Here is a 24968-nt window from a genome sequence, read left to right on the forward strand (position 1 = left end):
TCATGGGCATCCGCGAACGAATCCTGGAGCGCGCCGACCTGGCCGCGCTGCGCGCCGCGCGCGACATCGACGGCCTGGCCGCGGCGCTGAACGTGGAAGGTCTGCTGGCGCCGCAGCAGCGCTTCGTGACCGCCCGAGCGGTGATGTCCGGCTGCCCGTCCGGCGTTGCCATTCTGCAGAAGCTGGAAGCGGCGGCGTCGCAGAACTGCGCCGTGGCCTGGGCTGTCAAGTTCCTGGGCCAGGAGGCGGGCCTCGACATTGGCGACGCTTTTGCACAGCAGATGTGCGACCAGCTCGCGGCCGGCGGCGTCATCACCGCCGGCGAAGCTGCGGAGCTGAAGGCCCTGGCCCTGCATCCGCTGATCGTGACGCGGGACCAGGTCAACGAAGCGATGTTCAATCCCGACGGATCGGAAAAGTAATGGCAATCACGAAACAATCTGTCGACATTCTCGCCGCCACCAGTGTCCCAGCCGGCACCACGAGTGCGGCACCGGTCACGGGCAATAGCATCGACGTCCGAGCGCTGAACGGAGGCGAGTGGGGATACCGGATCGTCAATGGCGCGTCGGCGCCGGGCGTGGCCGCGACCCTCGTTCTGCAAACCTCGCACGACGGGGCGACCTGGTTCGACTACCAGGTGGTCTCGGGAAACCTCAATGCGAGCGGTGTCTTCTCGGGATCAGTTCCGCTGGGCGTGGGCGTCATGTACGCGCGCGCAATCGCGTACGGCAATACGACCAACGGGGTCACCGTGTCGTCGGTCATCCAAGGTCGAGTCGGATAATGGGCGGCATGCGCATGCAGCCGCAGCGGCTGGTCCGGCTGAATCGTGCGCACCCGCTGGCGCGAGAACTGTCGTTTGCCTGGACGGCGAGCGGCCCGGACATGAACCTCGTGAGCGGGTCGGCGGCAACCGTGAGCGGCACGACTGCGCCGGAAAAGTTGCCCTACCTCGACCGCCTCGGCCGGCGCTTCGTTGCGGCCGGGAATCTGAATTTCGGGAACACGCCCGAGACGCATTTCGGCGGCCTGAACAACCAGACCCTGTTCGCCGAGGCGTTCATTCCGGACACGAACGTCCACGAGGGGTACATTTGCGGCCGCACGACGAGCGCATTCGACTACGGCCTGACCATCAGCGCCGGATCGCAGCGCGTCCAGTACACGACAGCCGGGTCGAACGCCGGGGCTGTGTGGCCTGCCGGTTCGGTTGCCGGCCAGCTCAAGCCGATCCAAGGCCGCCCCGTGCCGATTTGCGGCACGTTCGAGCGAGGCGCGACCCCATCGACGAAGCTCTACGTCGATGGCATTGTCGGCGGCACCGGCACACAAACGACCAGCTTTCAGACTGGCACGAACCCGTTCGGCATCGGCGCGCGAGGCGGCACGGGACAGACCGCCGCGAACGGCATCTATGTCGGCATTGTCCTGATTTTCAAGCGCACGCTGTTAGAAGATGAGGTTGCCAGCTTGTCGGCGAATCCCTGGCAGCTGTTCATCGAAGCCGACGACAGCGATTCAGTGGCGCCGGCGGCGGCCAGTTCGGTTGCGATCACACCAACTGTGCTGCTGCTGGGCGGCGGCGACGTCACAATGCGCGTGTCGCGCCGCGTCGCCGTGCAGGCGGCGCAGTTGCAGCTCGCCGGCGCGAACATCGGCCTCCGCGCGGCGCGATGCGTTGGCGTGCAGCCTGCGGCGCTTGCTACCACCGGCGGCCAGGTCGACCTGCGCGCGGCGCGCCGGGTGGCTGTGTCGGCTGCCGACCTGGTCCTGCAGACTGGCGCGGCCCAGTTGCGCGCGACGCGGTGTCTGCCGGTGACGGCGACCGAGATCGTGCTTCAACCCGGGCCAGTTCAGCTGCGCGCCGTGCGGCGCCTGGTGGTCGCGCCGGCCGTCGCCACGCTGGTGGGCGGCTCGATCGAGTTCGTCTACACGCCGTCCGAGGAAGGCAACAGCTACAGCATCCCGGTCTCGCCGGCGGCGCTGGCCCTCACAGGCGGCAACGTCACGATGCGCGTCACCCGGCGGATTGCGGCGGCGCCGGCGGCGCTTACCCTGACGACCGGCGACGTTCGGATGCTGGCGGCGCGTCGGCTGGGCGTCGGCGCCGCAGTGCTGCAGGCGACTGCCAGCCAGATACTGCTGCGTGCCGCCCGCTGCCTGCCGGTCGACGCCGCGCACCTGGTGGTGGCCGGCGGCGAGGTGACGCTCCGCTACGGCTCCCAGGTGGAATACACCCGCGCGCCGGCCGGCGCCGGATTTTCGCCGCAGCGCGTCGAGGTGCAGGCCCGGCCACTACAACCCCGCGGCGCCAGGCCGCAAGAACGACAGAGGAATCGCCGATGAGTTGGAAACTGATCATCCCGCCGACGGCGCTGGCGATCGCACTGGCCGATGGTCAGCGCGCTGCCCGGGTCGACGTAGACGAGGGCGGGAAATCGCCCCTCGACGACGAGATCCGCGCGGCAATCGAGACGTACACCTCGGAAGCCGAGACGATCACCAAGCGCGCCATCATGGAGCAGACCTGGCGCCTGACGCTGGACCGGTTCGACGGCGCGATCAAACTGGCCTACGCGCCGCTGCTGGCGGTCGAACATGTGAAATACCTCGACGTGGATGGCGTCCTGCGCACGCTCGCGCCGCAGGACTACCAAGCCGACGCGGAGAGCGAGCCCGGATACATCGTTCCAGCGCCGGGCTGCGCATGGCCGGAGACGGCCGACCGCATCAACGCCCTCCAGGTGCAGATTCGCTGTGGCTACGGCGCCGACCATACGGCGGTGCCGGCCGGCATCCGTGGTTTCGTGTATGCGCGCGTCGCCGAGCAGTATCAGACTGGCAAGCATGCGGAAAATCAGCATGTGACTGGCCAGCTTTCCCGATTCGTGGTGTACGGATGAAGATGGATCACAAGGTGACACTGCTGAAGCCGAACACGGCCCGCAACGCAGCAAACGAGCGCGTCGGCGGCTTCGTCGCACTGCCGGACGTCTGGGCCAACGTCAAATTCCAGTCTGGCGCCGAAGTCTTGCGCGCCGGCGCCGACGTCTCGATCGTGAAGTGCTCGATCAGGATCCGCGCGCGGCGCGACGTCACTGCCGCCTGGCGCGTGCGCTACCTGGGCGTCGAGTACGACGTCAAGGCGCCGCTCCCCGATTCGGCCGACCGCGATTACATATACCTCGTCTGCGAAAGCACAGCATGATCGACTTCGACCCATCCGACCTTGTGGAGGTCGTGCAGCAGACTGCCCAGGACGTTATCGACTCGGTCGACGAGCCGGTCCTGCGCGCAGTGGCGTTCGCTGGCGCCGACCTTTTCAGGGAGCAGGCCAAGCAGAATGCGCTCGCGCACGCGAAGACCTACACCATCCACCGTAACATCATCGTCAAGCGCCTCGAGGAGGAGTCGGACGGAGGCGTGAAGCAGGTGTACCTGGTCACCGTCCGCAAGGGGCGGTACGACGGCGCCGACGCCTTCTACTGGCGATTCGTCGAGGAAGGGCACAAGTTCGTCCCGAAGAATACGAACGTCAGCGCGCGCACCGGCCGCACCATCGGCTGGGCCGCGCACCGCCGCGCCGCTGAGCTCGAGTACGGCAGCGCGCGGGTGCCGGCGTACCCGTTCATGCGGCCGGCCTACGAGACCTGCAAGCAGGATGCGGTCGACGTGATGACCGAAACCCTCAAGCTGCAGCTGGAAAGGAATGCAAGCTGATGAGCATTTATGTGCACGTGATGCAGGCCCTGGCCGGCTTGGCCGGCGGCCGGGTGTTCCCGCTCGTGGCCGACGAGGGCGTCGACACGCCATACATTGTCGTCCAGCGCGTGGGCGGCCCGGCGACCAACTTCCTCACCGGCGAGGCGCCCGAGAAGCAGATGAACCGCGTGCAGGTCACGGTTTGGGCCGCGTCGGTGCTCGAGGCTGAAGCGGTCGGCGGCCAGGTCGAAGCGGCGATCCGCGGCGCGGTCGACCTGCAGCCCGAAGTGCTCGGGCGCGCGGTCGATGACTACGACCCGACCACGAAGTACAAAGGGTCTCGCCAGGAGTTCCGCATCTTCTGCTGACCCACCAATTTTTACCCGAGCCGCTCCGAGAAATCCGAGCAGCTTTTTTCATTGCCCGGCTTCCGGGCTCTTTACCTGAAAGGCCCTATGAAACTGCCAAACAACCTGGCGTTCGCGATCGCGTCCGTTTTCGCAACCGCCGTAACCGTCACCGCTGCGACCAATGCAGCCGAAGCCGTCTGCAGCGGTACCAATACCTTCGCCGTCGGCGACTTCGTGGAGTACACCGGCGGCTGGAGCAGGGCCAGTGGCCGCGTGTTCCGTCTGAAAGCAGCATCCGGTACCACTTTCACACTGGAAGGCCTGGACACCACCGACACCAACCTGTTCCCGGCCGGCGCCGGCATCGGTTCGGTGCGCAAGGTGACAACCTGGGTGCCAATCGTGGGCGTCACTGCTGCGGATGTCTCGGGCGGCGAAGGCAAGACTGTCGAAGTCCAATTACTGGATAGCGACACTCCCGTGATGCTGCCCGACGGCTTCAGCGCGACCAGCGTCGTGCTGACCATCGGCGACGACAAGACCCTGCCACACCACGCCGCGCTCAAGGCGATCTCCGACGGCGTCAAGCTGACCTGCCTGCGCGCGGTCATGCCGGGCGGTGACACCCTCCTGTATGCGGGCTACTGCAGCTTCCAGGAATCGCCATCCCTGCAGAAGGGCAACGTGATGGCGGTGAAGGCCACGTTCTCGCTGCAGAACAAGCCGGTCCGCTACTAAGCCGTTTTGCCAGCCGGCCCATTCGGGCTGGCTTTCCCCAGCCGCGCGGGTCGCCCCCACGCGGTTTTTTTCGTCGCCCCCCACCTGAATAGAGAGAAGAACCATGGCAAAGAACGCAACCAAAATCGTCCTCGGCAAGCGCCCGCAAAGCTTCAAAAAGGAGGTCAACGCCACCATGCTGGACGGGACCACCGGCTGCATGGAAGTCGAGTACGTCTACCGCAGCCGCACCGAGCTCGCCGAACTCATCGACACCATGCAGGCGAAGCTGCGCGACGAAGCGAACGTCGAGATCGAGCGCTTCAAGCAGGCGGTCGAGAAGGCCAAGGCGTCGGGTGAGCCGATCCCCGAGCTGCTGGATACCCAGACCGAGATCGTCAAACGCCAGTCGGCCGTCACGGTCGAATTCATCCTCAAGATCGTCAAAGGCTGGAACCTCGACGCCGACTTCGACAAGGACGCCGTCGCAGAGCTGGTCGACACGCTGCCGGCCATGGCCGACGCGATCAAGGACGACTACCGCGCCGCGATCAACGAAGGCCGCCTGGGAAACTAAAGCAGCTCGCCGCCGCGCTGTACACGCCGGGTCTTTCCAAGAAGGACCTGGCGGAAATGGAGGCGGGCGGTTTCACGCTGGCCGACTATCCTCAGGAGCCCCCGGTCGAGATCTGGCCAGAGAACCTGGTCTCGTACGAGCTATTCGTCTACATCCGCACGCAATGGCGCGGCGCCGGGATGGGCGTCATCGGCCTGGACTACGGCCCGCTGCATCACCGAATGGACCGCATGGGCCTGTCTCAGGACGAATACGACGCGATCGAGGCGGACATTCAGGTGATGGAAATCGAGGCGATCGCCACGATGAACGACCGGGAGGAGTAAACCCGGGGTGGGTTTCCAAGTGGTGTAGGATGGCAATTCTCATCACTGGAGGCGATATGCAACGATTCATCCTGGCGGCCGCGCTCAGTCTCGCGGCTGGCCCCTCGCTGGCGGCCGACATTACCTGCGACAAGCCAGAATACCTTCAGCTGAAAACTGCCGACAGGGCCGAGCTGACTGAGGAATATTGCCGATCAAAGAAGAAATTCGATCAAGTCCTGAAGGCGCAGGCCGATCTCGCCGCATCTATCAGCCGGCAGATAGCTCAAGGCGTCGACGTCACAAGCGCGCTCGCGGAGAAAAAGGAATCACTCGACGCCGGGATGTCGTGCTCTAAGGCCTCGGCGGATTACATGGGCGCTCTCGAGCGAAGATTCAAGCAGCGGCATCGACCAGCATGCGAATGACATAAATCGCTGGGATTCATCAGCAATCACAACAAAGCCACCTTCGGGTGGCTTTTTATTTTGGGGTAAGCCATGTCCGATACCGTCAACACAGCAGAAATCCGGGTCGTGGCCGATGCCTCGCAAGTCGAGGCCGGGCTCCGTCCTGCTGTTGACGCGGCCAATCGTGCCGGCCAGGCCATCCGCCAAACCGGTTCGAACGCAAGCGGCGCCGCGCGCAACATCGAGGCGGCACAGCGCAACATCATCGCCTCGATCCAGCGCACGACCATGGCCATGGAGGCCGGCGGCCGCACGACTGCGGCCTATTATGAACAGGCCGCGCGCTTCCGAGGCGTCGATCCCAACGCACTCACTCCGTACCTGAACCAGCTCCGGGCGGTCGAAGCTGCCCAGGCCCAGGCTACGGAGTCGACGCGCACCCAGGCTGCGGCCGCGCGCGAGCTGGCCCAAGCACAGGCAAACAAAGAATCGTTCCTGGCCGGCCTGCGTGAGCAGATTGCTCTGTTCGGCAAGTCGACTGAAGAAGTGCTTCGCTACCGCGCGGCGCAAGCCGGCGCATCCCAGGAGGCGGCGCAGCTGATCGTGCAGCTGCAGAACATGCGCGCCGCGCAGGAGCAAGTCGATGCCGCCGCACGCGCCGCCGCCCAAGCCCAGCGTGAGGCTGCCCAGGTGAGCGCATCGCGTGATGCGTTCATCCAGAGCCTGCGCGAGCAAATCGCCTTGTTTGGCCTGTCGTCCGAAGAGGCGATTCGCTACAAGGCCGCTCAGCTGGGCGCCGCCCAGGCCGCTGATCCTCTGATTGCGCAGCTTCGCGATCTTCGCCTGGCCCAGGAGCAGGCCGCCTATGGCGCCCGGATGGAGGCGCAGGCGCAGCGCGAAGCGGCGCAGGCGCGCGCCGGCCGCGACTCGTTCCTGAAAGGCCTTGAGCAGCAGGCGGCCGCGATTGGCAAAACCCGGACCGAGCTGCTGGAGCTGCAGGCTGCTCAGATGGGCGTGACCACGCAAGCGAAGCCGTTCATCGACCAGCTGCGCGCCGCCGAGCAGAGCATGCGCGCCGGGGGCATGTCCGCGGCCCAGATGAATGCCGCGCTTCGCGGCGTGCCGGCTCAGCTGACTGACATCGTAGTCAGTCTTCAGGGCGGCATGAACCCGATGACCGTCTTCCTGCAGCAGGGCGGTCAGCTGCGCGACATGTTCGGCAGCGCCGGCGGCGCCGCGCGCGCGCTCGGCGGCGCTGTCATGGGCCTCGTCACCCCCTGGACCGTGGCAGCTGCCGCAGTCGCGGTAGGAGTTGCCGCGTTCAAGGCTGGCCACGACGAATCGATCCGATTCTCGCGTGCGCTGGCTCTGACCAACAACTTCGCTGGCACGACGTCTGGCCAGATGGCCGACATGGCGCGCAATATTGGCGAGGTGGTCGGCTCCCAGCGTGAAGGCGCAAAGGCGCTGACCGCGCTGGCCGGAACTGGCGCGGTTACCCGGCAGAACCTCGAATGGTTCGGTACGGTTGCTGTCGACGCCCAGCACGTGTTCGGCAAGAGCGTCGAGGACACCGTCAAGGAGTTCGCCGAGCTCGGGAAGTCCCCACTCACCGCGCTGCAGTCGATGGCCGAGAAGTACCACTTCGTCACCGCGGCCACGTATGCCCAGGTGAAGGCGCTGCAGGAGCAGGGCCGCACGGCCGAAGCCGCGAACGTCGCCCAGCTGGCTTATGCCGACGGCATCAACAAGCAGCGACAGAACGTGCTGGACAGTCTTACGGACTGGGAGCGCGGCTGGCTGCGCATCAAGAAGGCCGTCTCCGAATCGGTTGACGGCGTCATCGACTTCGTCGGCGGCCGCGAGGCTGGTCCGCAAGAGCAGATCAAGGCCTTGCTCGAGCAGAGCGAAGCCCTTGAGTCCCGCGTCGCACGGATCAAGAACGCCGGCAAGAACCGTGATGGCGACAAGTACGACCCGTCCCGCGACCGTGAGCTTCTCGTTGCACAGGCTTCGCTCGATGCAACCGTCCGCGAGATCAATGCGATCCGGGACAAGACGAAAGCTTCGAAGGACGCGGCGGAAGCGAAAGCCGCTGAGGTGCGAGCCAATGAGCTCGGCATCAAATGGAAGGCTGAAGAGAACATTCTTCTGTCTCGCCGTCAGTTGATGGAGCGAGATTTGGAGGCGGCTCGGGTCGAAGGTAAGCAGAACAACCTGGATGAGGCGGTCATCCGTGACCGTCTGATGGTCATTCGGCGTAGGTACAACGACGTGTATGTTGAGGGAATCGACCGAAGCTTGACGGCGCTACGCCGCCGGGGTGAGGTGGAGGACGAGCTCAGGCAGCGCGCCATGGCTCGCATCGAAGCTGAGCGCGAGGCGGGGAGCATTACCCAAGAGGACGCTCTTCGTCAGGTCGCCGCCCAGCAACTCGCGCAAATTGACAGTCGCAGGAAAGGGCTTGAACAGGAACTATCTCTGGTTCGAACCAAGATCGGGAGTCAGCGCGAACAGATCGATCTGGAAGGAAGGATTCTAAAGCTTGGCGAAGAACGTACGAGCCGCGAACTGCAGCTGGCGCGTGAGCTTGACTCACTGAAGCGCAACCGCGCCCAGGCCAGCGACGACAGCTACAACGCCGGCATCATTGCGGCGGAAGCTGAGCTCAAGTCCCTCATGGACCTGGTCGACGCTCAGGTGTTGTCAAACGCCGAGACCGGCCGCACCAAGTTGGAAGTGGCCGAACTGGCGGAGAAGCAGCTGCTGGCGGCTGCGGCCCTGAAGGAGCAGGCTGCAGCGGCACAGGCCGCGCTGCCCGGTGGTGAGCGCCTGGCGGAGATTTACCGCCAGCAGGCGGCCGAACTGCGCAACCTTGCGTCGGCCAAGACCACCGGCGTGGTTAAGGCTGAGATGGCCGAGACCAGCAAGAAGGAGCTCGACGAGCTGAACAAGTTCCTGGACCCATCCCGGGCCCAGACCTTCGGCGAGGCGCTGCGTGAAGCATTCGGCACCGCCGGCGAGTCGCTCTCGCGACTGACTGGCACGCTCGACGGGTTCGGGAAGCGACAGGCTGAGATCGCCAAGCAACGAGAGGTAGCGGAGAGGAACCGCGGCAAGGGCGACTTCGACGAACTCAAGTACCAGCAGACGATCCTTGAGCTGAACAAGCGCCGTACCCAGGACCAGCTGGCCAGCTACGGTAGCATGGCCAGCGCGGCCGCCGGCTTCTTCGGCGAGCAGAGCAAGGGCTACGAGGCGCTGATGACGGTGTCCAAGTTCTTTTACGCTGCGGAACTGGCAATGACGCTGGCCGAGCTCGTGCCGAAAGGTATCAGCGCCGTGCTGGGTCAGGCACAAGGCGATCCATACTCCGCGTTCGGTCGCATGGCAGCGATGGCGGCGATCGTGGCCGGCCTTGGCGTGGCGATCGGTGGCGTCGGTGGCGGCAGCGCGCCAAGCCTGTCGGAGTCGCGTCAGAAGGCGCAGGGCACCGGGACCATGCTGGGATCGGATGACAAATCGCAGTCGATCGCGCGCTCGCTCGATATGATCGAGAAGGCCGCGTTCCAGGGTCTGGGCATCAGCAACCGTATGCTCGGGTCGCTGCGCAACATCGAATCCGGTATCGGAGCGTTTGCATCCCAGCTGGTTGGAAGTACTGGAGTAAGCGGGAAGTTTGGCAGCGAATTTAATCGCGAGGTCTTTGACTCAAGGGGCGTCGCTCTCGCGGGTGGTGTGGCGGGAGGTCTAGCTGGTGCAGCTGGCGGGGCCTACCTGGGCATGGGCGCCAGTACCATCGGCATGATCGTGGGTGGCCCGCTTGGCATGGCATTGGGTGCTGCGCTCGGCGCCATTATCGGCAAAACGTTCATCGGCAAGGCCTTGGGTAGCGTCTTCGGTGGCAAACAGACCGTAGAAGACAACGGTTTTACGATCAAGCCGACCGACTACGCCAACATCATCGCCGGCAATTTGCAGGCTATGCAATACGCTGATGTCAAAACCGACGGCGGATGGTTCAGGAAGGACAAGACCAGCACGAAGACCGAGAACCTGGGCGCCGATGCTGAACGCCAGATCACCGGCATCCTGACGTCGCTGTACGACAGCGTCTTCGAGGCTGGCAAGCTGCTCGGGATCGGCGCCGACGAGTTCTCGTCGAAGCTAAACGGCTTCGTCGTCGATATCGGGGAGATCAGCCTCAAGGGCCTGACCGGTGAAGAGGTGCAGAAAGAGCTCGAAGCCGTGTTTTCGAAGGTGGGCGACCAGCTCGCGCAGTATGGCGTAGGTGGGCTGGAGTCCTTCCAGAAGATCGGCGAGGGCTATCTCGAAACGCTAACCCGGGTCGCAGCCGGCTATCAGACGGTGACCGTTGTGACCGACGCGCTCGGCATGACGTTCGGCTCCGTTGGTCTTGCCTCGATCGCAGCGCGCGAGCGCCTGATCGACCTGGCCGGTGGGCTGGAGGAATTCGCGTCCAGTGCCGAGCAGTTCCTGACGGACTTCTACACCGACAAGGAGCAGGCCGACGCCCTGCGCGCGCGCTTGCAGCCGACGCTGGACCGCTACGGCATCCAGTCCGGCGCCGACGACTCGCTCGCGCAGTTCCGCGACGTGGTCAAGAGTCTGAAGCTGGAGACGGCTGATGGTGCGCAGGCGTTCGGCGAGCTCATGCAGATCATGCCGGCCTTCAAGCAGCTCGCCGATTTCGACAAGGCCAAGTTCGAAGAGCGCCTGGAGCTGCAGGACAAGTACGACCAGCTGACGATGACGGCCGCCCAGCTGCTCGGCAAGCAGCGTAATGCGCTGGACGAAAGCAACCGCGCACTGTTCGACCAAGTGCGCGTGCTGGAGGAACGCGCCGGCCTGCAGGAGGAACTGGACAACCTGACCCTGACGGCCGAGCAGCGACTGCTTCGTCAGCGTGATGCCCTGGACGCCAGCAATCGATCGCTGTTCGACCAGGTGCAGCTGGCTACCAAGGCCAAGGCTGCAATGGAGGAGCGAAAGGGTCTGCAAGAGCAGCTCGACCAGCTGACGATGACGTCGGCTCAGCTGCTGGAAAAACAGCGTAACGCGCTCGACGAGAGCAACCGGGCGCTGTTCGACCAGGTGCAGGCTGCCCGCGCGCAGAAGGATGCTACCGAGAAGGCCGCTCAGGCCATCAAGGCTGCATCGGACGCTGCAGCAGCGTCGGTGCGTTCGTTCGGCGACGCGGTCATGAGTGCGATCACCCGCGCGCAGGACGGCGCCAAGGCCCTGCGCGACTTCAACGATGCGCTATTGCTGGGCAATCTCTCGACGCTGGATCCGGAAGAGCGCTACCGCGAAGCGAAGCGTCAATTCGAAGCCAATCCGACTGATACCCAGAAGGCCCAGGCGTTCCTGCAGGCGTCCAAGGACCGCGGCGGCGACTCGTTCTATTACGAGCGGGACTTTGCCAAGGTCCGTGAAGCAATCGAGGCCGGCGCTAAAGCGCTCGATGAACGTGCAGCCATGCTGCCCGGGTTCTACCTCGGCTACATGCAGGCGGTAAATCCGGCGTTGGCCATCACGAATCCCGCGCCGGCGCCGGTCGTCACCCAGGTGGCGACGCCGCCGGTGGTACAGCAAACCGCAACTACTTCGAAATCGTCGGCGCAGCAGGCTGACATCACCAGGCTTGAGGCGAAGGTTGACGCCCTGGCCTCCATAGGAGACACGATGCAAGAAATCGCGCAGAGCACTGCCGACACGGCGAAGTACATCGGCAAGGTGACCGATAGGGGCGCCGCGATGCGGATCGGAGGTGGCTGATGTTCCCCGTCAGCTACATCAAGCCGCTGGTGATCAAGCCGTCAATGATCACCAGCAGCACTGCGGTGAAGAAGCTGGCGGGCGAGGCGGAGTGGGTCGCGACCACGGCTTATGTAATCGGCCAGGTCGTGACCCGCGCTGATCTTGGCGGGCGGCGCTTCGAGAACAAGATCGCCGGGACGAACGCAAACAAGCCGGAGGACGATCGTGACCGCTGGTACGACCTTGGGCTCACGGACCAAAACACCATGTTCGACGGAAAAGACGGACGGCAGTCGATCGCCCCGAATGCACTTACGGTTGTGCTGCGGCCAGGCGCGCACAACGCGATGTTTCTGGCTGGGCTCGACGGGATCGCGCTCGACATCGTCTGGAAGGAATATCCAGGCGGGCCGGAATATCAACGCTACTCGGGAACCTTGGAGGACACACAGCCAGACGACTACTACGACTACTACTTCTCGCCCTACAGTCCGCAGACCGACTTCCTGATCACTGACCTTACTCCGTATGCGTCATGCGAGGTGACGGTCACGATCTCAAACCCTGGAAGCGTGGCGCGTTGCGCGATCGCATCGATCGGCGACCTTACCGCTGTCGGGGGTCCTGCGCTAAGCGGTGTCAGCGTTGACGTGTCTGGCTCCGCCCGCGTGACAGCGGATGACCGTGGAATGGCCAGCGTCGTCGCCGGCAAGCTCGCATGCGACCTCACTGCGCAGGCGATCGTCCCGAGCGACATGGCCCGTGGCGTCGTCAGGTCAGTCAGGGCGGTGCAGAACGTCCCGTGTCCATGGCTGATCACCGACCAACGATTGCGCGAAGAACTGCGATCGTTCGGCCTAGGCGCCGTCAAGCTGACCTACACATCCAATCGGATCACTGCATCCATCGACGTACAGGGAACCATCTGATGCCAACAATTCCACCAACAATCGATCAGGCGCCTGAAGTGCCTAAACGCGGTGTCAAGGCCACATTCGGCACTCTGGTCGACGCCTTCAATACGTGGTTCACGCTCGCCGCGACGCAGATCGTAGCGATGGGCGCCAATGTTTATGCGAACGCCCTGGAGGCATTCGGCTATGCAACCGCTGCCGGCAACTCAGCCAGCGCCGCGTCAGCGCTGGCCGAATCAGCGGCGGCGTCGGCGAACAACGCCGCTGATTCGGCCACAGCTGCCAGTGTCGTCGCGGGCGCTACGCTCTGGGTCAGCGGGCAATCCGTCTCGCGCGACGCGGCGGTGATCAGCCCACTCGACCGAAGGACGTACCGGCGCAAAGCAGCAACGGGAGCGGGCACCACAGACCCGTCGCTCGACTTGGCGAACTACGTGCTGTTGTCAGCTGACTCGAGCTCGTACATCAAGCTGGCTGAGGTGACTATTGGATCAGCTGTGGCGAACATTGATTTTCTCAACCTCTTCTCGGATGTGTATCCGAGATATGTCATTGAGTTTGTGGGGTTGGTATCAACTGGCGGTGGAGATGTCTGCCTGCGATTCGCGAAGGCAGGTACTGTGGATTCAACTGTGATGTATTACTACAATAAGCCTAGTGGAACCTTCTACGATCGAGTTCAACTTGGTAGCTTGGGCGGAGCGTCTGACCTGACCTCCACAGTTGATCTTAGAGGTGTGCGCACGGCTACAGCAACAAAGAGTGCCTCTTTCATGTCCATTAGCGCGCAGGGGTACAGCATCCAAGCAAGCGGCATGTATTGGGATAGCACTGTCGTCGCAAGTGGCTTCCGTCTCTATATGTCGAGCGGTAGCAATTTTACTGCCGGCACGATCAAGATCTACGGCGTCCGCGCCTAATCAGGAGAGCACATGATTCTTGTACTCGACAGTGGCGTCGAGCGTCCTGCTACGCCTGAAGAGGTCGCGGAAATCGAGGCCCGACAGACTTCCGGCTTAGCGCAGCAGAAAGCCGCTAAGAACGAGCAGATCAACGCATGGCGCGCGGCTGCCAACCTCTCTACCTTCCCGCATGCCGGCAAGTTCATCGCATGCGACGAGCTTTCTCGCTCAGATATCGACGGCGTGGCCAACCATATCGCCCTGTTCGGCGAGTTCCCGGCAGGCTTCCCGGGCGGCTGGAAGGCGACGGACAACACGGTATTGCCGCTCGCTGACGTCGACGCCTTCCGCGCCATGTACGCCTCGATGACCGCCCAGGGCACCGAGAACTTCAACCACTCGCAAAACCTGAAGGTGCAGTTGGCCGCCGCCAGCACGCCGGCGGAGATCGCGGCCATTCAATGGTGACGACATGAAGATTGCTTTTTACAAAGGCACGCGGCCCGGTCTTCCGGGCATCTACAACCGCCTGGTGCGCTGGTGGACCAGCTCGGCCTATTCACACGTCGAGCTTGTAGCAGCGACTGGCCGTGCCTGGTCGTCGTCGGCCGAAGATGGCGGCGTGCGCAGCAAGCTGATCCACTTCGACCCGAAGAAGTGGGACCTAGTCGATTTGCCGAGCCACCTCGAGCAAGCGGCTGTGGCCTGGTTCACCGCGCACCGCGGCGAGAAATACGACTGGCTGGGCAACCTGCAGTTCATCGTCGCCGCCGTCCCGGACAGCAAGAAGCGCTGGTTCTGTTCCGAAGCCGTCGCCGCCGCGCTTGGCATTCCGGATCCATGGCGCTACGACCCGGGCACGCTGGCCAGCGCGCTGACCCTCCTGAACAAACCTGCTCCGGCAGGTTTCTTACGCCCTGACATAGGCCACCATGCCGACTTACTTCATTGACCCTGGCGCCGCGACGAACGGCACCGGCACAGCCGCAAGTCCCTTCAAGTCCTGGGCGAGCGTGCCGGCCGGCGCCGGCAACGTTTACAAGCAGAAGCGCGGCACCACGTATTCCGGTGCGTTTCCGAGCCTGGTCAGCGGGACGAGCGGCAACCTGACCACCATCGGGGCCTACGCGAATACGGACGGCACCGACAGTTTCCTGCTACCGCGCCCGGTGATCGATATCGGTGACCGCATCATGCCTGGGACCGTCAACAGTCCACGCACCTTCATGAAGTGGTCCGAGGTCGACATCCGCTGCTCGCGCGCTACGCTGGCGTCGGACGTGCCGATCATGTGGCTGGGTAGCGACGTCGAGATCTCGGACTGCAACCTGACCAGCAACTTGACTGCGCTGTACGGGGAAGGCTGCAACCGGGTCAAGCTCCTGCGGAACAAGATCACCGCCGCGACGGCGGCAACTGCGACGCACGCTATTAACGCGATTGTCATCGGCGGCGCCGCGCCCACCGGCGTCATCATCGACGGGAACGAGGTCGCCGTCGGCGACGGCGGCGCCTCCCTGGCCCACGTGGTGAAGGTGTCGTGCAACCAGCCGATCGCAGATATTCAGATCACGAACAACAAGATCCGGACCACAAGCGGCGAGTCGACTACCCACCTCAACAAAGCCGGCATCTTCCTGGCCCTGGCCGCCGGCGCCGATATCCGGAAGCTCGGCACTGCGGCAGCGACGATCATCCTGGCCGGGAACGACGTAGAAGGCATGGTCGACGGCATCTTCACCTCGAGCGTTTCGAACGCGTGGATCCACCACAACCGGCTCAACAGGAACAACTCGTTCGGCGTGCACGCGACCGGCAGCCTCGTGAATCCTTCTGTCGGCTGCATCGCGGAGTGGAACATCTGCCGGCGCAACGGCAAGAACGTCTCGCCCTGGTACGGCCGCGCGATCGAGTTGTCCGGCGGCGGCAGTCTGAATGCGTGCACGCGCTGGGTCATCCGGTTCAACGACTGCTCCTACACGGCGAACTGGGGCGGCCCGATGGATAACGGCACCGAGGGCGTGGGCATTGGGCTGGACGACGGCACGAGCCGCTGCCTGGTGTACGGGAACCTCTGTTACCGGTGCGAGGGCCAGGCGGTCCAGACCTACGCCGGCACTACTCCACCGGCGGACACCGGTGGGCACCAGATCCTGTGCAACTACTTCATAGAGTGCGGCCTGGCCGCGATCACGAACCGGCGCAGCGGCGGCACCACGCGCACGCCTGGCGCATGCAACGTGTCGCTCTCGGGCACCAAGGGCGCGCTCACCACGGTGGCCTACAACCTGTTCGTCGGCGGCTACGCTGGCTTGCGCGAGGGGTCGGACTGCAGCAACGTCCAGAAGTACGGCAACGTGTTCATCGACCAGCTCGAGTATGCGATCGCCGCAGCCAGCACCAGCGGCGTTAGGGCGAACGTGTATAAGCCTGGCGTCCCGATCAACATCGGTTCCCTGGCGCTTCATGCGAACGGGTCGGCGAAGCCGGTACTGCTCTCGAGCGGCGTCGCCGGCGACATCACCGCCGACCCGCTGCTCGACCTGGACCGGTTCATGCCGCTGGCCGGCTCCCCGCTGCTCTCTCGCGCCGTGGCCTGGCGCTCCGTCCCGCTTCAGCGCAGCGATGCTTGAGCGACTCTTCCAGCCCGCCGTGTGCGGGCATTCCTTTTCCCACCTGACCACCATGAAAGCTACACCCATGAGCGAACCACTTACCACCGGCGCTGGCGCGGCCGCCCTGAAGTTCTTCGGCGCCGCCGTCCTTGCCAGTGCGGCGGCGACGGCGTTCGGTTTCCTTTTCCTCTGGCCGAAGACCGTGCGCGAGGCGTTCGTGCGCTTCGCCTGCGCCATCTTCTGCAGCTTCACCTTCGGCCCGGCGCTGGCCTTCGCGGCGCGCGCTCAGTGGCCCGGCATGTTCGCGTCCGCGCACGAACTGGGCACGCTCTACGGCGATCCGCAGGCGGGCGTCCTGATCGCCGCGGCCCCGTTCCTGGTCTTCGCGGCCCTCCCGGCCTGGTGGTTGTTCGGCTGGTTCTACCGCTGGATCGACGCACGCCGCGACAAAGATCTGGCCGAGGTGGCCGGCGACGCCGTGGATGTGGTCAAGAAGATCAAGGAGGCGATGTGATGGCCGGCGCGATGAAAGCTTCCGGCGCCTGCCGCGCGCTGATCCGCGAGTTCGAAGGCTGCTACCTGTCGGCCTACCGCTGCCCGGCTGGGATCCCGACCATCGGTGTGGGTCACATCCGCGGCGTCAAGATGGGCGACCGCTGCAGCGTACAGCAGGCTGACGTCTGGCTGACTGAAGACCTGCAGGACGCTGAAGCGGCCGTGAACACCCTGGTCAAGGTGCCGCTCGCCCAGCAGCAGTTCGACGCCCTGGTGTCGTTCACGTTCAACCTGGGCCAGGGTGCGCTGGCCGAGTCGACGCTGCTCATCCTGCTGAACAAGCGCAGCTTCAAGGCGGCGGCCGAGCAGTTCGACCGCTGGGTGCATTCGGGTGGCAAGAAGCTGGCCGGCCTGGTGCGCCGGCGCGCCGCCGAGAAGGCGCTGTTCCTCGACGGCCTGAGGAGCGCAACGTGAGCGGGCTCGAGCGGCTGGCCGCGACGGTCCTTCTCGCCGTGCTCCTGGTGGTGGGCGCCTGGTTCGGCGTGCGGCACTACGGCGCCCAGCAACACCAGGCCGGCTGGGACGCGGCCATCGCCGCCGGCGAGGAAGCGCGCGACGCCGCGGCGCTGGCCAACCTTGCCATCGAATCAGGCCTGCGGGCCCGCCTGCTCAAGCAGGACACCGACAACCTACGAAAGGAACAGGAACATGCTGAATCGTTGGAAGCTGCTCAGCGCCGCGTGCGCGCTGGCGATGACCGGCTGCGCTGCCCAGCCGCAGGGCCAGTACCAGCCGGCGCCCGGGCCGGCGATCGACCCGCTGCCGCCGGACCTGGTGCTGACGGAGAAGGACCGGCAATTGTGCCGGAGGTGGCTGCTGAGATTCTCGGCGACGGAGCAGATGTTGCAGGACTCGTGCGGCGCTATGAGCGGGTCGTCCAGCGGTTCGAAGCCTGTCGCGCAGTGAACGGTAAGTAAGGCCAGTCCGACAGGCAGAGGCTCCGCGCGCTGGCACTATTGTCGAGCGATCGATGAATACGATAGCGCCTATGTATGTCACAGGCGAGAAGCAATGTCATCGAGTAAATCCGCGACATCCAGAAGACAGCGAGAGGGACCTTATTGCGGCCGCACCAGCTCAAGGGAAGGGAAACGAAAGCACGTGCACAGCCGAACCGGGTGCGGTTTCGCCGCAAGCACCGGTGGCGCCGAGCTAGAGGTGGCTTGCAGGCGAATCAGGCGGGAGCGTTCTTCGTAGCACGGCCGTGCGCCGCGCGGCGATGTTCGGGATGCAGCAGGACCCGTCGCGCCAGCTCGAGCGACAGCCCAAATTCAAACAGCGCGCGGGCGCCGGCGGCCACGCCGTGCGAACTAGCCAAGTTAATGGCTAGGTCTACGTACGTGGCCGTTAGGCGGTCAGTTCGGGCATGCATCGCAGCAAAGTAGCAGGTCAGGCGTCGGTTGTGTTGATCGCGGTCAATCCTCGGGCTCGTCGTCGTCCAACTTTGCGTACTCGATCCGGTCGACCGCGGCGATCGCCTGCTCGAGCGACGAACGGATGGCCTGGAAGAATGCCCGGTGCCGCTCGTCCACTAGAGGCAGGTCCGGATGCTTGTGCAGCTCGATCGTCCAGTTTACGACCTGGGCCAACGGCGACTCCACCACGAACACGCGCTCGTCGTCCTGGCCGGCGCCCTCGATCAGCAGAGGCAGAACCGACTTGAACGGGTCTCCGCGGTCGCTGAAATAGTGCACCAGGGTTGGCTCGAGCTGGCCGGCTGCCTCGTCAAATTCGATGGCTGGATGCTGCTGGCGTTCGATGAACATGGTATGACCGGACTTGTTCGTATTAGCTGCTGGTTATTTAAACCATCCCGAACTGTCAGCCACGTTTAGGCCGTAAATAGCTAAAACAATGACTCCTACGCTAACTCCAACAGCTGAGAGGTATTTGATTGTGCGGAACGCGAGTTCGCCACTCTTTACTCGCTTCCATTCTAGTTTGAGAACGCGCTGTGATTCTTCGATAATTAATTTCTTGGATTTTGCTAGCACCTCTTCGTTGGCGGCGGTAGACTTTATTTCCTCAACAGTGTTTCCGACGAGGTCGTCAATTAGCTTAGCTAGCTTTGTGTGCTCTTTCGGATTTAGTCGAAGCAGCACCCTGACATGAAGCCTCTCTAAGCGCTCCAACGTTTCGAAATTTTCCTCTAGAAACTCATGCGCATGTATAGCTCCGGCTTTTGATTTTTCGTGAGCAAAAACAACTAATTCGCTCACTCCTCCGATGAGCTCCGATAAATCATCGCGCAAAGAATCGACCCAGGATTGACGAAATTCCGAGGTTTTCTGCTCCTTACTCAAAATTGTAGAAATTAGTATCATTGCTGCGCCGATTATAGACGCGATGATAGCTCCAATTGCTGCATCAGGAACATTCACTATTTGTTTGCCTTTATGCTGGAGTGATTATGCGATTGATTCACGATTCAAAGTCGTCACGGTAGCGAAAGTAGGGCGCTGGCCGCAATAGTCCGCCCACACCTGCATCAGAACCTTCCGCTTTTCGATCAGGTCGCCACGGCGGTATGCCGCCTCGACCTTGTCCGGGAGGCTATGGGCGAGGGCGTGTTCGCAAACCTCGCGCGGGAACGAGTTGCCGACTGACTCCGCGCACCAGTCGCGGAACGTCGAGCGGAAGCCGTGCACGGTGATCTCCTTCCGGTCCATGCGGCGCAGAACGGCCGTCAGACTCATGTCCGACAATGGCGCATCGCCACGTTGGCCAGGGAAGATGTGCTCGCCGAGCTCAGGCATCGCGCGTAGCAAGGCAAGCGCGGCGGTCGAGAGCGGCACGCGGTGCTCGCGCCCGGCCTTCATTCGCTCGGCCGGCACCGTCCATACTGCCGCGTCGAGGTCGACCTCTGACCACTTGGCGCCGCGGATCTCCCCCGACCTGGCGGCAGTGAGGATGCCGAACTCAACCGCGCGCGCGGCGACGCCTTCGCGCTGGCGCAGGTCGACCATGAAGGCGCCGACTTCCTGCCAGGGCAGGGCGGCGTGGTGAACCACGCGAGCGACCCGGCTAGGGTCGGCGAGCAGGTTGTCCAGGTGGCCGCGCCACCGCGCCGGATTATCGCCGGTCCGGAAATGGCTGACGGTTGCCCAGTCGAGAATGTTCTCGATACGAGCGCGTAACCTGGTCGCCGTCTCCGTCTTCTCCTGCCAGATCGGCTGGAGCACCTTCACGACCAAAGGCGTATCGACGGATGCGACAGGCAAGCTCCCGATGATCGGGCTGGCGTAGGTGGCGAGCGTGCTTTCCCATTGCGCCGCGTGCTTTTGGTTCTTCCAGCTGCCCCGGTGTGTGGCGATGTATGATGCGGCGCAGTCGTCGAAGGTCATGCTCTTTGCGCGCTCCAGCTGGCCGGCCAGCTGTTCACCTTTCTTGAGCTCGAGCGGGTCGCCGCCGGCGAGGAGTGTCGCCCGATGCCCGCGCGCATACTCGCGAGCCTGGGCCAGGCCGATCGTGTGAAATGGCCCGAGGCCCATGTGGCGCTCCTTGCCGCCGCGCGAGTAGCGGAAGATCCAGCTCTTCGTTCCACTGCTCGACACCTGCAGATACAGGCCGCCACCGTCCGGGTAATACCCCGGTTCCTTGGCCCGGCTGACGGCCGCCGCAGTCAGTCTCTCAATCGTTCTCGCCACTCTCCTACCCCCGTTCCTACCTCCGTTAGTGACGTAGATTGTAGTAGATTACTGTAGACTTCGGTAGACTAACTAAACACTATTTCTCCTATGAGAAGTGCCTTAGCGTAGACGAAGAGAGACCTTAAAAGATTCGACGGAGGCGGACACCGTCTCCGCCAGATTAAAGTCCTCAGATGTTCAGGGACATCAAAGAACCCGCTGATCTCATAGAGACAGCGGTTTTTTTGTTGCCTGATACTGTCCAGTAGCGTCCCCAGGGGCCAGCATCCTTGGGGCCCTCATCGGGGCTCTTTTGGACAGGAGGCCCCCCAATGCCTGAGCGCATACCGCCGCTGACCCAGCTGCAGATCAGAAACGCAAAACCACGCGAGAAGCCCTGCCAGCTCATCCCCACGACATCCTTCACCGCTTCGAACTGAATATCGTCGAAAAAAACAAAACGTGCACGTGACCATGTGGCTGGAAGCAGTCCTCCAGCGCCAGCTTTTCGCTGTTTACAACCGACCCAGGCGCAGCGGGCCGGGTAATCGCTAATTGCAAGCTGCCTGATCGGTCTGCACCCAATAGATCAATGTAAAACAAGATTCCAATTTCTTGTCCCGGCTCAATTGTTGCACCGCAAACCGCGGCGCGTGCGCCTGACTACCATATTCCTAATGCGTTGATCCCGATTAAAGGGCTAAAGCAATGGAACGTTCGCTTACTCCTCACGACACACGTGCAAGGCACGGCAAGTCACTGATCAGGCCGTTCCCGCAGACGCTTGACGGCATTTACTTTATGGTGCATTGGCGGCAGCGTGGAGCGATCAGCGTCATGTCGGCCGGCGCATTGATTGTGATGATCGGCTGCTGTGGGATGGCGCTGGAATTTTCCCAGATCTACAACCGCAGAGTAGAACTGTATGGGGTTGCGAAGGTTACTGCGATCGCGGCCGCACGCTCCCTGGACGGAACAGAGAAAGGGATCGATAACGCGCTTGAAGAGGCCGAAAAGGCCGTGGCCGCATTGCGCTACAAATACGGCAATGAGCGGTTCGCATGGGATGATTCTGCCGTCACTTTTGCGGACTCCCCGAATAGTCAGACCTGGGTATCAGCGTCTGCTGCCAAGAGCTCCCCAAGGAACAAATATTTCGTCCGGGTCAGCACAGCAGGGCTCGGCAGCCAGGCCAACGCTTACACCCCGGTCCTCCTGCCAGTCATCAATTCGACATTCAGCTCAGTCGACCTTGCGCATATCGCTGTCGCGGGACGAACGTCGATCGAGGTAATGCCGATGGCAATTTGCGCGATGACGACTACCCCAGGTGCATCGCGGACGAATAATGGATCGAGTGGAACCTCGGTCGAACTAGTGGAATACGGCTTTCGGCGCGGGATCAGCTACGACCTCATGCGACTCAACCCGGGCGGCTCAAGTCCGGAGAACTATGTGATCGACCCTTACCTGGGGCCCGGCGTTGTCAGCGCAAGCTCGCATACCGCTGCAAGCCTGGTCAGACCATTTGTTTGCACTGGAAGGATGTGGGTGCCTGGTCTCTTGGGCGGGACCATCAAGGTCGCCAAACCTTTCCCTCTCTCAGAGCTGTACGAGCAGATCAACTCCCGCTTCGACCAATACAACGGCGCTGCTGCTGACCGCTGTAATCCTCGAGGGGCACCGCCAGATGTCAATATCAAGCCGTTTGCCTTTGGTCCCGGAATCAAATGGATGAAGACAGTCCCGGCAGTCCAGTCTCCGCCCGACTCTGGCGAGACAAATGTGCTGCGAACGATGGCAGACCTTCCGGAGTTTCCCGCAGGGAAAACGGCTGAGGCATACGGGCCATTATGGATTTTTGCCAAGGCCGTGCCCTTTTCCGCATACACGGCAGGAAGGAGCGAACCCGCGAGCGGATATTCGACGTTCGGGACGTCGAACTGGTCGTCACTCTACAAGCCCAGTCCGGTCGCAGGTACGTATCCGGGACCGAGTCCCTACATGGCGACCAGCGGAGACACGGTCGAGAGACCAAGCATCGAGCGTCGCGCGTATGCACAACGCGGTCGGCGAATCCTGAACATTCCGTTGCTTTCGTGTACCACGTCTCCGGCCGGGAGTGGTCAGGGCGAGGTGCTTGCCATCGGCCGTTTCCTGATGACCGTTCCGGCGACTGCCACGACCCTGCACGCGGAATTCGGGGGCATCGTTCCTCAGGAGAGAATTGTCGGCACGGTGGAGCTATTCAAATGAGTTACTCCGTCAAGTTATCGTCTCGCCCGCGTGAACGCGGCGCTGCGGCAGTGGAGATGGCGATCATCATGCCGGTCCTTCTGTCGATGTTGATCGCACCGTTCTTCCTCGCGGTCTACTTTTGGCACTACAGCGCGGTGTACAAGACCGCGTATTCAGGGGCCAGATTTCTATCGACCGTTTCGGTACGGGAGATGAATTCCCCCGAGTTGTCCGAAGCAATGGAAGCTCGGATCCAGCGGATCATTGATGATGGGCTCGCCGACCTGCATCCTGCTGCACGTCCATTGGTGGATATCGATTGCGACGGCATGACGTGCGGCGATGGCCCCCCGCAGGAGGTGCTGGTTCGGGTCAGACTGCGCATTTTCGACAGCTACTTCGGAAACTTTTATACAGGCGATCGTGGCCTGTTGATTCAAGCTGCCGTGAGAATGCGCTATGTGGGAAATTAGTCGATGCACACACGTTCGTCGTGACCGGCAGCGCGGTGTCTATGCGGTCGAGTTTTCGCTTGTAGCGATCATCTTTTTTCTGATGGTATTCGGGATCGTCGAGTTCGCGCGCATGTTGTACATATTTAATACGGTGCAGGAAGTGACCCGTATAGCCGCGTCTGCCGCCATACATGAAAACTTCCGCGACACCGACCGGCTACAGCGTATTCGTGAGGCAGCTGTACTCAGGTCGGGTCCTGGCATCCTTCCCTTGGGCGCTCCAATATCGGACGAGCACGTTCGTATCGAGTACCTCTCTGCTATCGATAATGGCGGAGGCAATGCCGAACTGACAGTAATTCCCCAAAGTCAGTTACCGAGTTGCCCGATACGGAACAGACATATTTGCATGGCGGACCCGAATGCCTCCAATTGCGTCCGGTACGTTCGTGCACGAATTTGCGAACCAGGCAACACGGAAAGCTGTGACAAGGCACGCGTCACACTGATGATCCCCGGCTTGAACTTTACAGTCGGTATACCGCACGCCGCTTTCGTATTACCGGTGGAATCGCTCGGCTATATGCCAAATATGTCGGTGTGCCCGTAACCGGGGACATCGACGTTTCTTGACCCCGCTCCAGTCCCCGGCGCGTGCTGTACCCTTGGCTCGGCTTCCATTCCGGCGGGACAACCCTCGCATAGAAATCGTCGAGTTCCATCGAGAAATGACCCTCATGCATAAATCCATCCCGGGCAGAAGAAGCATTTACTGCAGGGCTGCTCATGCACGTCGCCGTATCGGCTCAACCACCCCCATTGGAACGCTGTTCGACGATGTCGTCCTTCCGGTGGTCGGTATTGATTTCTACGTTATGTCAGGCGATCCGCTACGGAGATCTTCTCGCCGTTTGCCGCGAGGCCAATCCTGCGGATGCCATCGTCCAGCGCGCGGTGCCGATCGGGATTGGCATGAAGCTGCTGTTCGTGCAGGCCTTCTGCGACAAGCACGGCTATCCGAACCTGGCGTGCCTGGCGGTCAATGCAAGCGGCCGGCCGGGCGATTCCTATCCTGGCAATTGGGAGCTGGACATGCTGGCCGTGGCCGCATTTGACTGGTCGCAGGCGCCGGCGAATCTCGCGATCTACGTCGCTGAAGCAACGGTAAAAGCGACGCCGACGGTGAAGTGCAGGGCCAGAGAGCCCGAAGTACGTAATGCAATCTTCGAGGATTACAAGACCGATCGCAGTCGCTACAGATCGTTCGACCACGACGATCGCGAGGAGATGGTGAACCTGATGATGGAATGCATGCCGCTTGCCCAGGCTTACCAAGCCGTGATGGGCGCCAAGGCCGAGCAGGGCAAGTCCGGCGAGGTTTGAGTCGGAAGACCGGACCGGGTCATGGCAGGTCGGCCTGCCATGCCTACAGGATCATGACCATCGCCAGCGTGTCCAGTTCGTCGCCTGCCGATATGCTGGGTGCCATGACCTATTCGCTATCCGGAAGACCAGCCTGACGGTACCCAGGTCGAGATCCTGCCGAAGATAACGGACGAGCAGCCGGATGTCGAACGCACTCGCGGCCTGCTGTGGGAGATGCTCCAGGCGGTGGACCACCGAGGCACAACTGAAGCTGCGCAAGGCGCCCTTGGTCGAAGCGGAGGAGCGCTTCCTGCGCGGCCGCTTGCGCGTGACATGTCAAACGCAGATGCCGCCGGGGCGCCAGCACCGGTTCCAGATCGAGTACGATGTGTTTTCGGAAAACCGCGCCGAGAACCGCCGCGGCCATGGAGCTGCCGGCGCGGCGGGCTC

27 protein-coding genes and 1 pseudogene are annotated in these 24968 nt (G+C 62.8%); 25 read left to right on the top strand and 3 right to left on the bottom strand.

Annotated features, from left to right (window positions below):
• Positions 1 to 2 precede the first annotated feature (2 nt).
• The 20 genes from ACQ7JA_RS03150 (at position 3) to ACQ7JA_RS03245 (ending at position 17748) form a co-directional block, all read left to right on the top strand.
• A complete protein-coding gene (locus ACQ7JA_RS03150) occupies positions 3 to 422 on the top strand; it encodes a hypothetical protein (protein ID WP_430894440.1) in 420 nt (139 codons plus the stop codon).
• Positions 422 to 787 (top strand): hypothetical protein, encoded by a 366-nt coding sequence (locus ACQ7JA_RS03155; RefSeq protein WP_430894441.1) that lies wholly within the window; start codon positions 422 to 424, stop codon positions 785 to 787. The genes ACQ7JA_RS03150 and ACQ7JA_RS03155 overlap by 1 nt, the downstream gene beginning before the upstream one ends.
• Complete coding sequence (locus ACQ7JA_RS03160; RefSeq protein ID WP_430894442.1) at positions 787 to 2349, top strand: LamG-like jellyroll fold domain-containing protein; 1563 nt, start codon at positions 787 to 789, stop codon at positions 2347 to 2349. Before ACQ7JA_RS03155 ends, ACQ7JA_RS03160 begins: the two co-directional genes overlap by 1 nt.
• A complete protein-coding gene (locus ACQ7JA_RS03165) occupies positions 2346 to 2906 on the top strand; it encodes a head-tail connector protein (RefSeq protein WP_430894443.1) in 561 nt (186 codons plus the stop codon). The genes ACQ7JA_RS03160 and ACQ7JA_RS03165 overlap by 4 nt, the downstream gene beginning before the upstream one ends.
• Positions 2907 to 2908: 2 nt before the next feature.
• Complete coding sequence (locus ACQ7JA_RS03170) at positions 2909 to 3211, top strand: phage head closure protein (RefSeq protein WP_430894527.1); 303 nt, start codon at positions 2909 to 2911, stop codon at positions 3209 to 3211.
• A complete protein-coding gene (locus ACQ7JA_RS03175; protein WP_430894444.1) occupies positions 3208 to 3723 on the top strand; it encodes an HK97-gp10 family putative phage morphogenesis protein in 516 nt (171 codons plus the stop codon). Before ACQ7JA_RS03170 ends, ACQ7JA_RS03175 begins: the two co-directional genes overlap by 4 nt.
• The gene (locus ACQ7JA_RS03180; protein ID WP_430894445.1) at positions 3723 to 4073 is read left to right on the top strand and encodes a DUF3168 domain-containing protein; all 351 of its coding nucleotides are present in this window, start codon (positions 3723 to 3725) and stop codon (positions 4071 to 4073) included. Before ACQ7JA_RS03175 ends, ACQ7JA_RS03180 begins: the two co-directional genes overlap by 1 nt.
• An 87-nt stretch (positions 4074 to 4160) precedes the next feature.
• Positions 4161 to 4793, top strand: coding sequence for a phage tail protein (locus ACQ7JA_RS03185; RefSeq protein WP_430894446.1), 633 nt, complete (start codon positions 4161 to 4163; stop codon positions 4791 to 4793).
• A 103-nt stretch (positions 4794 to 4896) separates the two neighbouring features.
• Positions 4897 to 5349 carry a phage tail assembly chaperone gene (locus ACQ7JA_RS03190; protein ID WP_430894447.1) on the top strand — a complete coding sequence of 151 codons (453 nt, stop codon included), beginning with the start codon at positions 4897 to 4899 and terminating at the stop codon, positions 5347 to 5349.
• Between the two features lie 56 nt (positions 5350 to 5405).
• Positions 5406 to 5675, top strand: coding sequence for a DUF1799 domain-containing protein (locus ACQ7JA_RS03195; protein WP_430894448.1), 270 nt, complete (start codon positions 5406 to 5408; stop codon positions 5673 to 5675).
• A 56-nt stretch (positions 5676 to 5731) separates the two neighbouring features.
• Complete coding sequence (locus ACQ7JA_RS03200; RefSeq protein WP_430894449.1) at positions 5732 to 6082, top strand: hypothetical protein; 351 nt, start codon at positions 5732 to 5734, stop codon at positions 6080 to 6082.
• Between the two features lie 72 nt (positions 6083 to 6154).
• Positions 6155 to 11863, top strand: a complete 5709-nt coding sequence (locus ACQ7JA_RS03205) for a phage tail length tape measure family protein (protein WP_430894450.1) — start codon at positions 6155 to 6157, stop codon at positions 11861 to 11863.
• A complete protein-coding gene (locus ACQ7JA_RS03210; protein WP_430894451.1) occupies positions 11863 to 12774 on the top strand; it encodes a hypothetical protein in 912 nt (303 codons plus the stop codon). The genes ACQ7JA_RS03205 and ACQ7JA_RS03210 overlap by 1 nt, the downstream gene beginning before the upstream one ends.
• A complete protein-coding gene (locus ACQ7JA_RS03215) occupies positions 12774 to 13679 on the top strand; it encodes a hypothetical protein (protein WP_430894452.1) in 906 nt (301 codons plus the stop codon). Before ACQ7JA_RS03210 ends, ACQ7JA_RS03215 begins: the two co-directional genes overlap by 1 nt.
• A gap of 12 nt (positions 13680 to 13691) precedes the next feature.
• The gene (locus tag ACQ7JA_RS03220; protein WP_430894453.1) at positions 13692 to 14129 is read left to right on the top strand and encodes a DUF4376 domain-containing protein; all 438 of its coding nucleotides are present in this window, start codon (positions 13692 to 13694) and stop codon (positions 14127 to 14129) included.
• Between the two features lie 4 nt (positions 14130 to 14133).
• Positions 14134 to 14613 (top strand): hypothetical protein, encoded by a 480-nt coding sequence (locus ACQ7JA_RS03225; RefSeq protein WP_430894454.1) that lies wholly within the window; start codon positions 14134 to 14136, stop codon positions 14611 to 14613.
• Positions 14594 to 16294 carry a hypothetical protein gene (locus tag ACQ7JA_RS03230; RefSeq protein ID WP_430894455.1) on the top strand — a complete coding sequence of 567 codons (1701 nt, stop codon included), beginning with the start codon at positions 14594 to 14596 and terminating at the stop codon, positions 16292 to 16294. The genes ACQ7JA_RS03225 and ACQ7JA_RS03230 overlap by 20 nt, the downstream gene beginning before the upstream one ends.
• 67 nt (positions 16295 to 16361) lie before the next feature.
• Positions 16362 to 16790, top strand: a complete 429-nt coding sequence (locus tag ACQ7JA_RS03235; protein ID WP_430894456.1) for a hypothetical protein — start codon at positions 16362 to 16364, stop codon at positions 16788 to 16790.
• Positions 16790 to 17245 carry a lysozyme gene (locus tag ACQ7JA_RS03240; protein ID WP_430894457.1) on the top strand — a complete coding sequence of 152 codons (456 nt, stop codon included), beginning with the start codon at positions 16790 to 16792 and terminating at the stop codon, positions 17243 to 17245. The genes ACQ7JA_RS03235 and ACQ7JA_RS03240 overlap by 1 nt, the downstream gene beginning before the upstream one ends.
• On the top strand, positions 17242 to 17748 hold the full coding sequence (locus ACQ7JA_RS03245; RefSeq protein ID WP_430894458.1) for a hypothetical protein: 507 nt from the start codon (positions 17242 to 17244) through the stop codon (positions 17746 to 17748). Before ACQ7JA_RS03240 ends, ACQ7JA_RS03245 begins: the two co-directional genes overlap by 4 nt.
• Before the next feature lie 498 nt (positions 17749 to 18246).
• On the opposite strand, the gene ACQ7JA_RS03250 is transcribed toward ACQ7JA_RS03245, so the two are convergent.
• The 3 genes from ACQ7JA_RS03250 to ACQ7JA_RS03260 are packed head-to-tail and all read right to left on the bottom strand — an operon-like array spanning position 18247 to position 20478.
• Entirely contained in the window at positions 18247 to 18597 is a 351-nt protein-coding gene (locus ACQ7JA_RS03250) for a hypothetical protein (RefSeq protein WP_430894459.1), read from the bottom strand.
• A gap of 33 nt (positions 18598 to 18630) precedes the next feature.
• Positions 18631 to 19212, bottom strand: a complete 582-nt coding sequence (locus ACQ7JA_RS03255) for a hypothetical protein (RefSeq protein WP_430894460.1) — start codon at positions 19210 to 19212, stop codon at positions 18631 to 18633.
• 27 nt (positions 19213 to 19239) lie between these two features.
• Positions 19240 to 20478, bottom strand: a complete 1239-nt coding sequence (locus ACQ7JA_RS03260; RefSeq protein WP_430894461.1) for a tyrosine-type recombinase/integrase — start codon at positions 20476 to 20478, stop codon at positions 19240 to 19242.
• A gap of 690 nt (positions 20479 to 21168) precedes the next feature.
• Between ACQ7JA_RS03260 and ACQ7JA_RS03265 the strand changes: the two genes are divergently transcribed.
• The 5 genes and pseudogenes from ACQ7JA_RS03265 to ACQ7JA_RS03285 all read left to right on the top strand — a co-directional run.
• On the top strand, positions 21169 to 22716 hold the full coding sequence (locus ACQ7JA_RS03265; RefSeq protein ID WP_430894462.1) for a pilus assembly protein TadG-related protein: 1548 nt from the start codon (positions 21169 to 21171) through the stop codon (positions 22714 to 22716).
• Positions 22713 to 23171, top strand: coding sequence for a TadE family protein (locus tag ACQ7JA_RS03270; protein WP_430894463.1), 459 nt, complete (start codon positions 22713 to 22715; stop codon positions 23169 to 23171). Before ACQ7JA_RS03265 ends, ACQ7JA_RS03270 begins: the two co-directional genes overlap by 4 nt.
• A complete protein-coding gene (locus ACQ7JA_RS03275; protein ID WP_430894464.1) occupies positions 23158 to 23763 on the top strand; it encodes a TadE/TadG family type IV pilus assembly protein in 606 nt (201 codons plus the stop codon). The genes ACQ7JA_RS03270 and ACQ7JA_RS03275 overlap by 14 nt, the downstream gene beginning before the upstream one ends.
• Before the next feature lie 176 nt (positions 23764 to 23939).
• Positions 23940 to 24536, top strand: a complete 597-nt coding sequence (locus tag ACQ7JA_RS03280) for a hypothetical protein (RefSeq protein WP_430894465.1) — start codon at positions 23940 to 23942, stop codon at positions 24534 to 24536.
• 184 nt (positions 24537 to 24720) lie between these two features.
• Positions 24721 to 24939 (top strand): annotated as a pseudogene (locus tag ACQ7JA_RS03285) (5-methylcytosine restriction system specificity protein McrC); the annotation flags it as partial.
• Positions 24940 to 24968 lie beyond the last annotated feature (29 nt).

This window comes from Massilia sp. BKSP1R2A-1, assembly GCF_050586525.1.
In the GTDB taxonomy this organism is placed as follows: domain Bacteria; phylum Pseudomonadota; class Gammaproteobacteria; order Burkholderiales; family Burkholderiaceae_D; genus Telluria.

What these genes read in the sequence shown, in the direction of transcription:
- ACQ7JA_RS03205 (WP_430894450.1), top strand. Translation starts at nt 6,155, where the DNA reads ATGTCCGATACCGTCAACACAGCAGAAATCCGGGTCGTGGCCGATGCC.
- ACQ7JA_RS03250 (WP_430894459.1), bottom strand. Translation starts at nt 18,597, where the DNA reads ATGTTCATCGAACGCCAGCAGCATCCAGCCATCGAATTTGACGAGGCA.
- ACQ7JA_RS03195 (WP_430894448.1), top strand. Translation starts at nt 5,406, where the DNA reads ATGGAGGCGGGCGGTTTCACGCTGGCCGACTATCCTCAGGAGCCCCCG.
- ACQ7JA_RS03265 (WP_430894462.1), top strand. Translation starts at nt 21,169, where the DNA reads ATGGAACGTTCGCTTACTCCTCACGACACACGTGCAAGGCACGGCAAG.
- ACQ7JA_RS03280 (WP_430894465.1), top strand. Translation starts at nt 23,940, where the DNA reads ATGCACGTCGCCGTATCGGCTCAACCACCCCCATTGGAACGCTGTTCG.
- ACQ7JA_RS03270 (WP_430894463.1), top strand. Translation starts at nt 22,713, where the DNA reads ATGAGTTACTCCGTCAAGTTATCGTCTCGCCCGCGTGAACGCGGCGCT.
- ACQ7JA_RS03185 (WP_430894446.1), top strand. Translation starts at nt 4,161, where the DNA reads ATGAAACTGCCAAACAACCTGGCGTTCGCGATCGCGTCCGTTTTCGCA.
- ACQ7JA_RS03275 (WP_430894464.1), top strand. Translation starts at nt 23,158, where the DNA reads ATGTGGGAAATTAGTCGATGCACACACGTTCGTCGTGACCGGCAGCGC.
- ACQ7JA_RS03200 (WP_430894449.1), top strand. Translation starts at nt 5,732, where the DNA reads ATGCAACGATTCATCCTGGCGGCCGCGCTCAGTCTCGCGGCTGGCCCC.
- ACQ7JA_RS03170 (WP_430894527.1), top strand. Translation starts at nt 2,909, where the DNA reads ATGGATCACAAGGTGACACTGCTGAAGCCGAACACGGCCCGCAACGCA.
- ACQ7JA_RS03175 (WP_430894444.1), top strand. Translation starts at nt 3,208, where the DNA reads ATGATCGACTTCGACCCATCCGACCTTGTGGAGGTCGTGCAGCAGACT.
- ACQ7JA_RS03165 (WP_430894443.1), top strand. Translation starts at nt 2,346, where the DNA reads ATGAGTTGGAAACTGATCATCCCGCCGACGGCGCTGGCGATCGCACTG.
- ACQ7JA_RS03210 (WP_430894451.1), top strand. Translation starts at nt 11,863, where the DNA reads ATGTTCCCCGTCAGCTACATCAAGCCGCTGGTGATCAAGCCGTCAATG.
- ACQ7JA_RS03220 (WP_430894453.1), top strand. Translation starts at nt 13,692, where the DNA reads ATGATTCTTGTACTCGACAGTGGCGTCGAGCGTCCTGCTACGCCTGAA.
- ACQ7JA_RS03160 (WP_430894442.1), top strand. Translation starts at nt 787, where the DNA reads ATGGGCGGCATGCGCATGCAGCCGCAGCGGCTGGTCCGGCTGAATCGT.
- ACQ7JA_RS03235 (WP_430894456.1), top strand. Translation starts at nt 16,362, where the DNA reads ATGAGCGAACCACTTACCACCGGCGCTGGCGCGGCCGCCCTGAAGTTC.
- ACQ7JA_RS03230 (WP_430894455.1), top strand. Translation starts at nt 14,594, where the DNA reads ATGCCGACTTACTTCATTGACCCTGGCGCCGCGACGAACGGCACCGGC.
- ACQ7JA_RS03180 (WP_430894445.1), top strand. Translation starts at nt 3,723, where the DNA reads ATGAGCATTTATGTGCACGTGATGCAGGCCCTGGCCGGCTTGGCCGGC.
- ACQ7JA_RS03215 (WP_430894452.1), top strand. Translation starts at nt 12,774, where the DNA reads ATGCCAACAATTCCACCAACAATCGATCAGGCGCCTGAAGTGCCTAAA.
- ACQ7JA_RS03240 (WP_430894457.1), top strand. Translation starts at nt 16,790, where the DNA reads ATGGCCGGCGCGATGAAAGCTTCCGGCGCCTGCCGCGCGCTGATCCGC.
- ACQ7JA_RS03225 (WP_430894454.1), top strand. Translation starts at nt 14,134, where the DNA reads ATGAAGATTGCTTTTTACAAAGGCACGCGGCCCGGTCTTCCGGGCATC.
- ACQ7JA_RS03155 (WP_430894441.1), top strand. Translation starts at nt 422, where the DNA reads ATGGCAATCACGAAACAATCTGTCGACATTCTCGCCGCCACCAGTGTC.
- ACQ7JA_RS03190 (WP_430894447.1), top strand. Translation starts at nt 4,897, where the DNA reads ATGGCAAAGAACGCAACCAAAATCGTCCTCGGCAAGCGCCCGCAAAGC.
- ACQ7JA_RS03150 (WP_430894440.1), top strand. Translation starts at nt 3, where the DNA reads ATGGGCATCCGCGAACGAATCCTGGAGCGCGCCGACCTGGCCGCGCTG.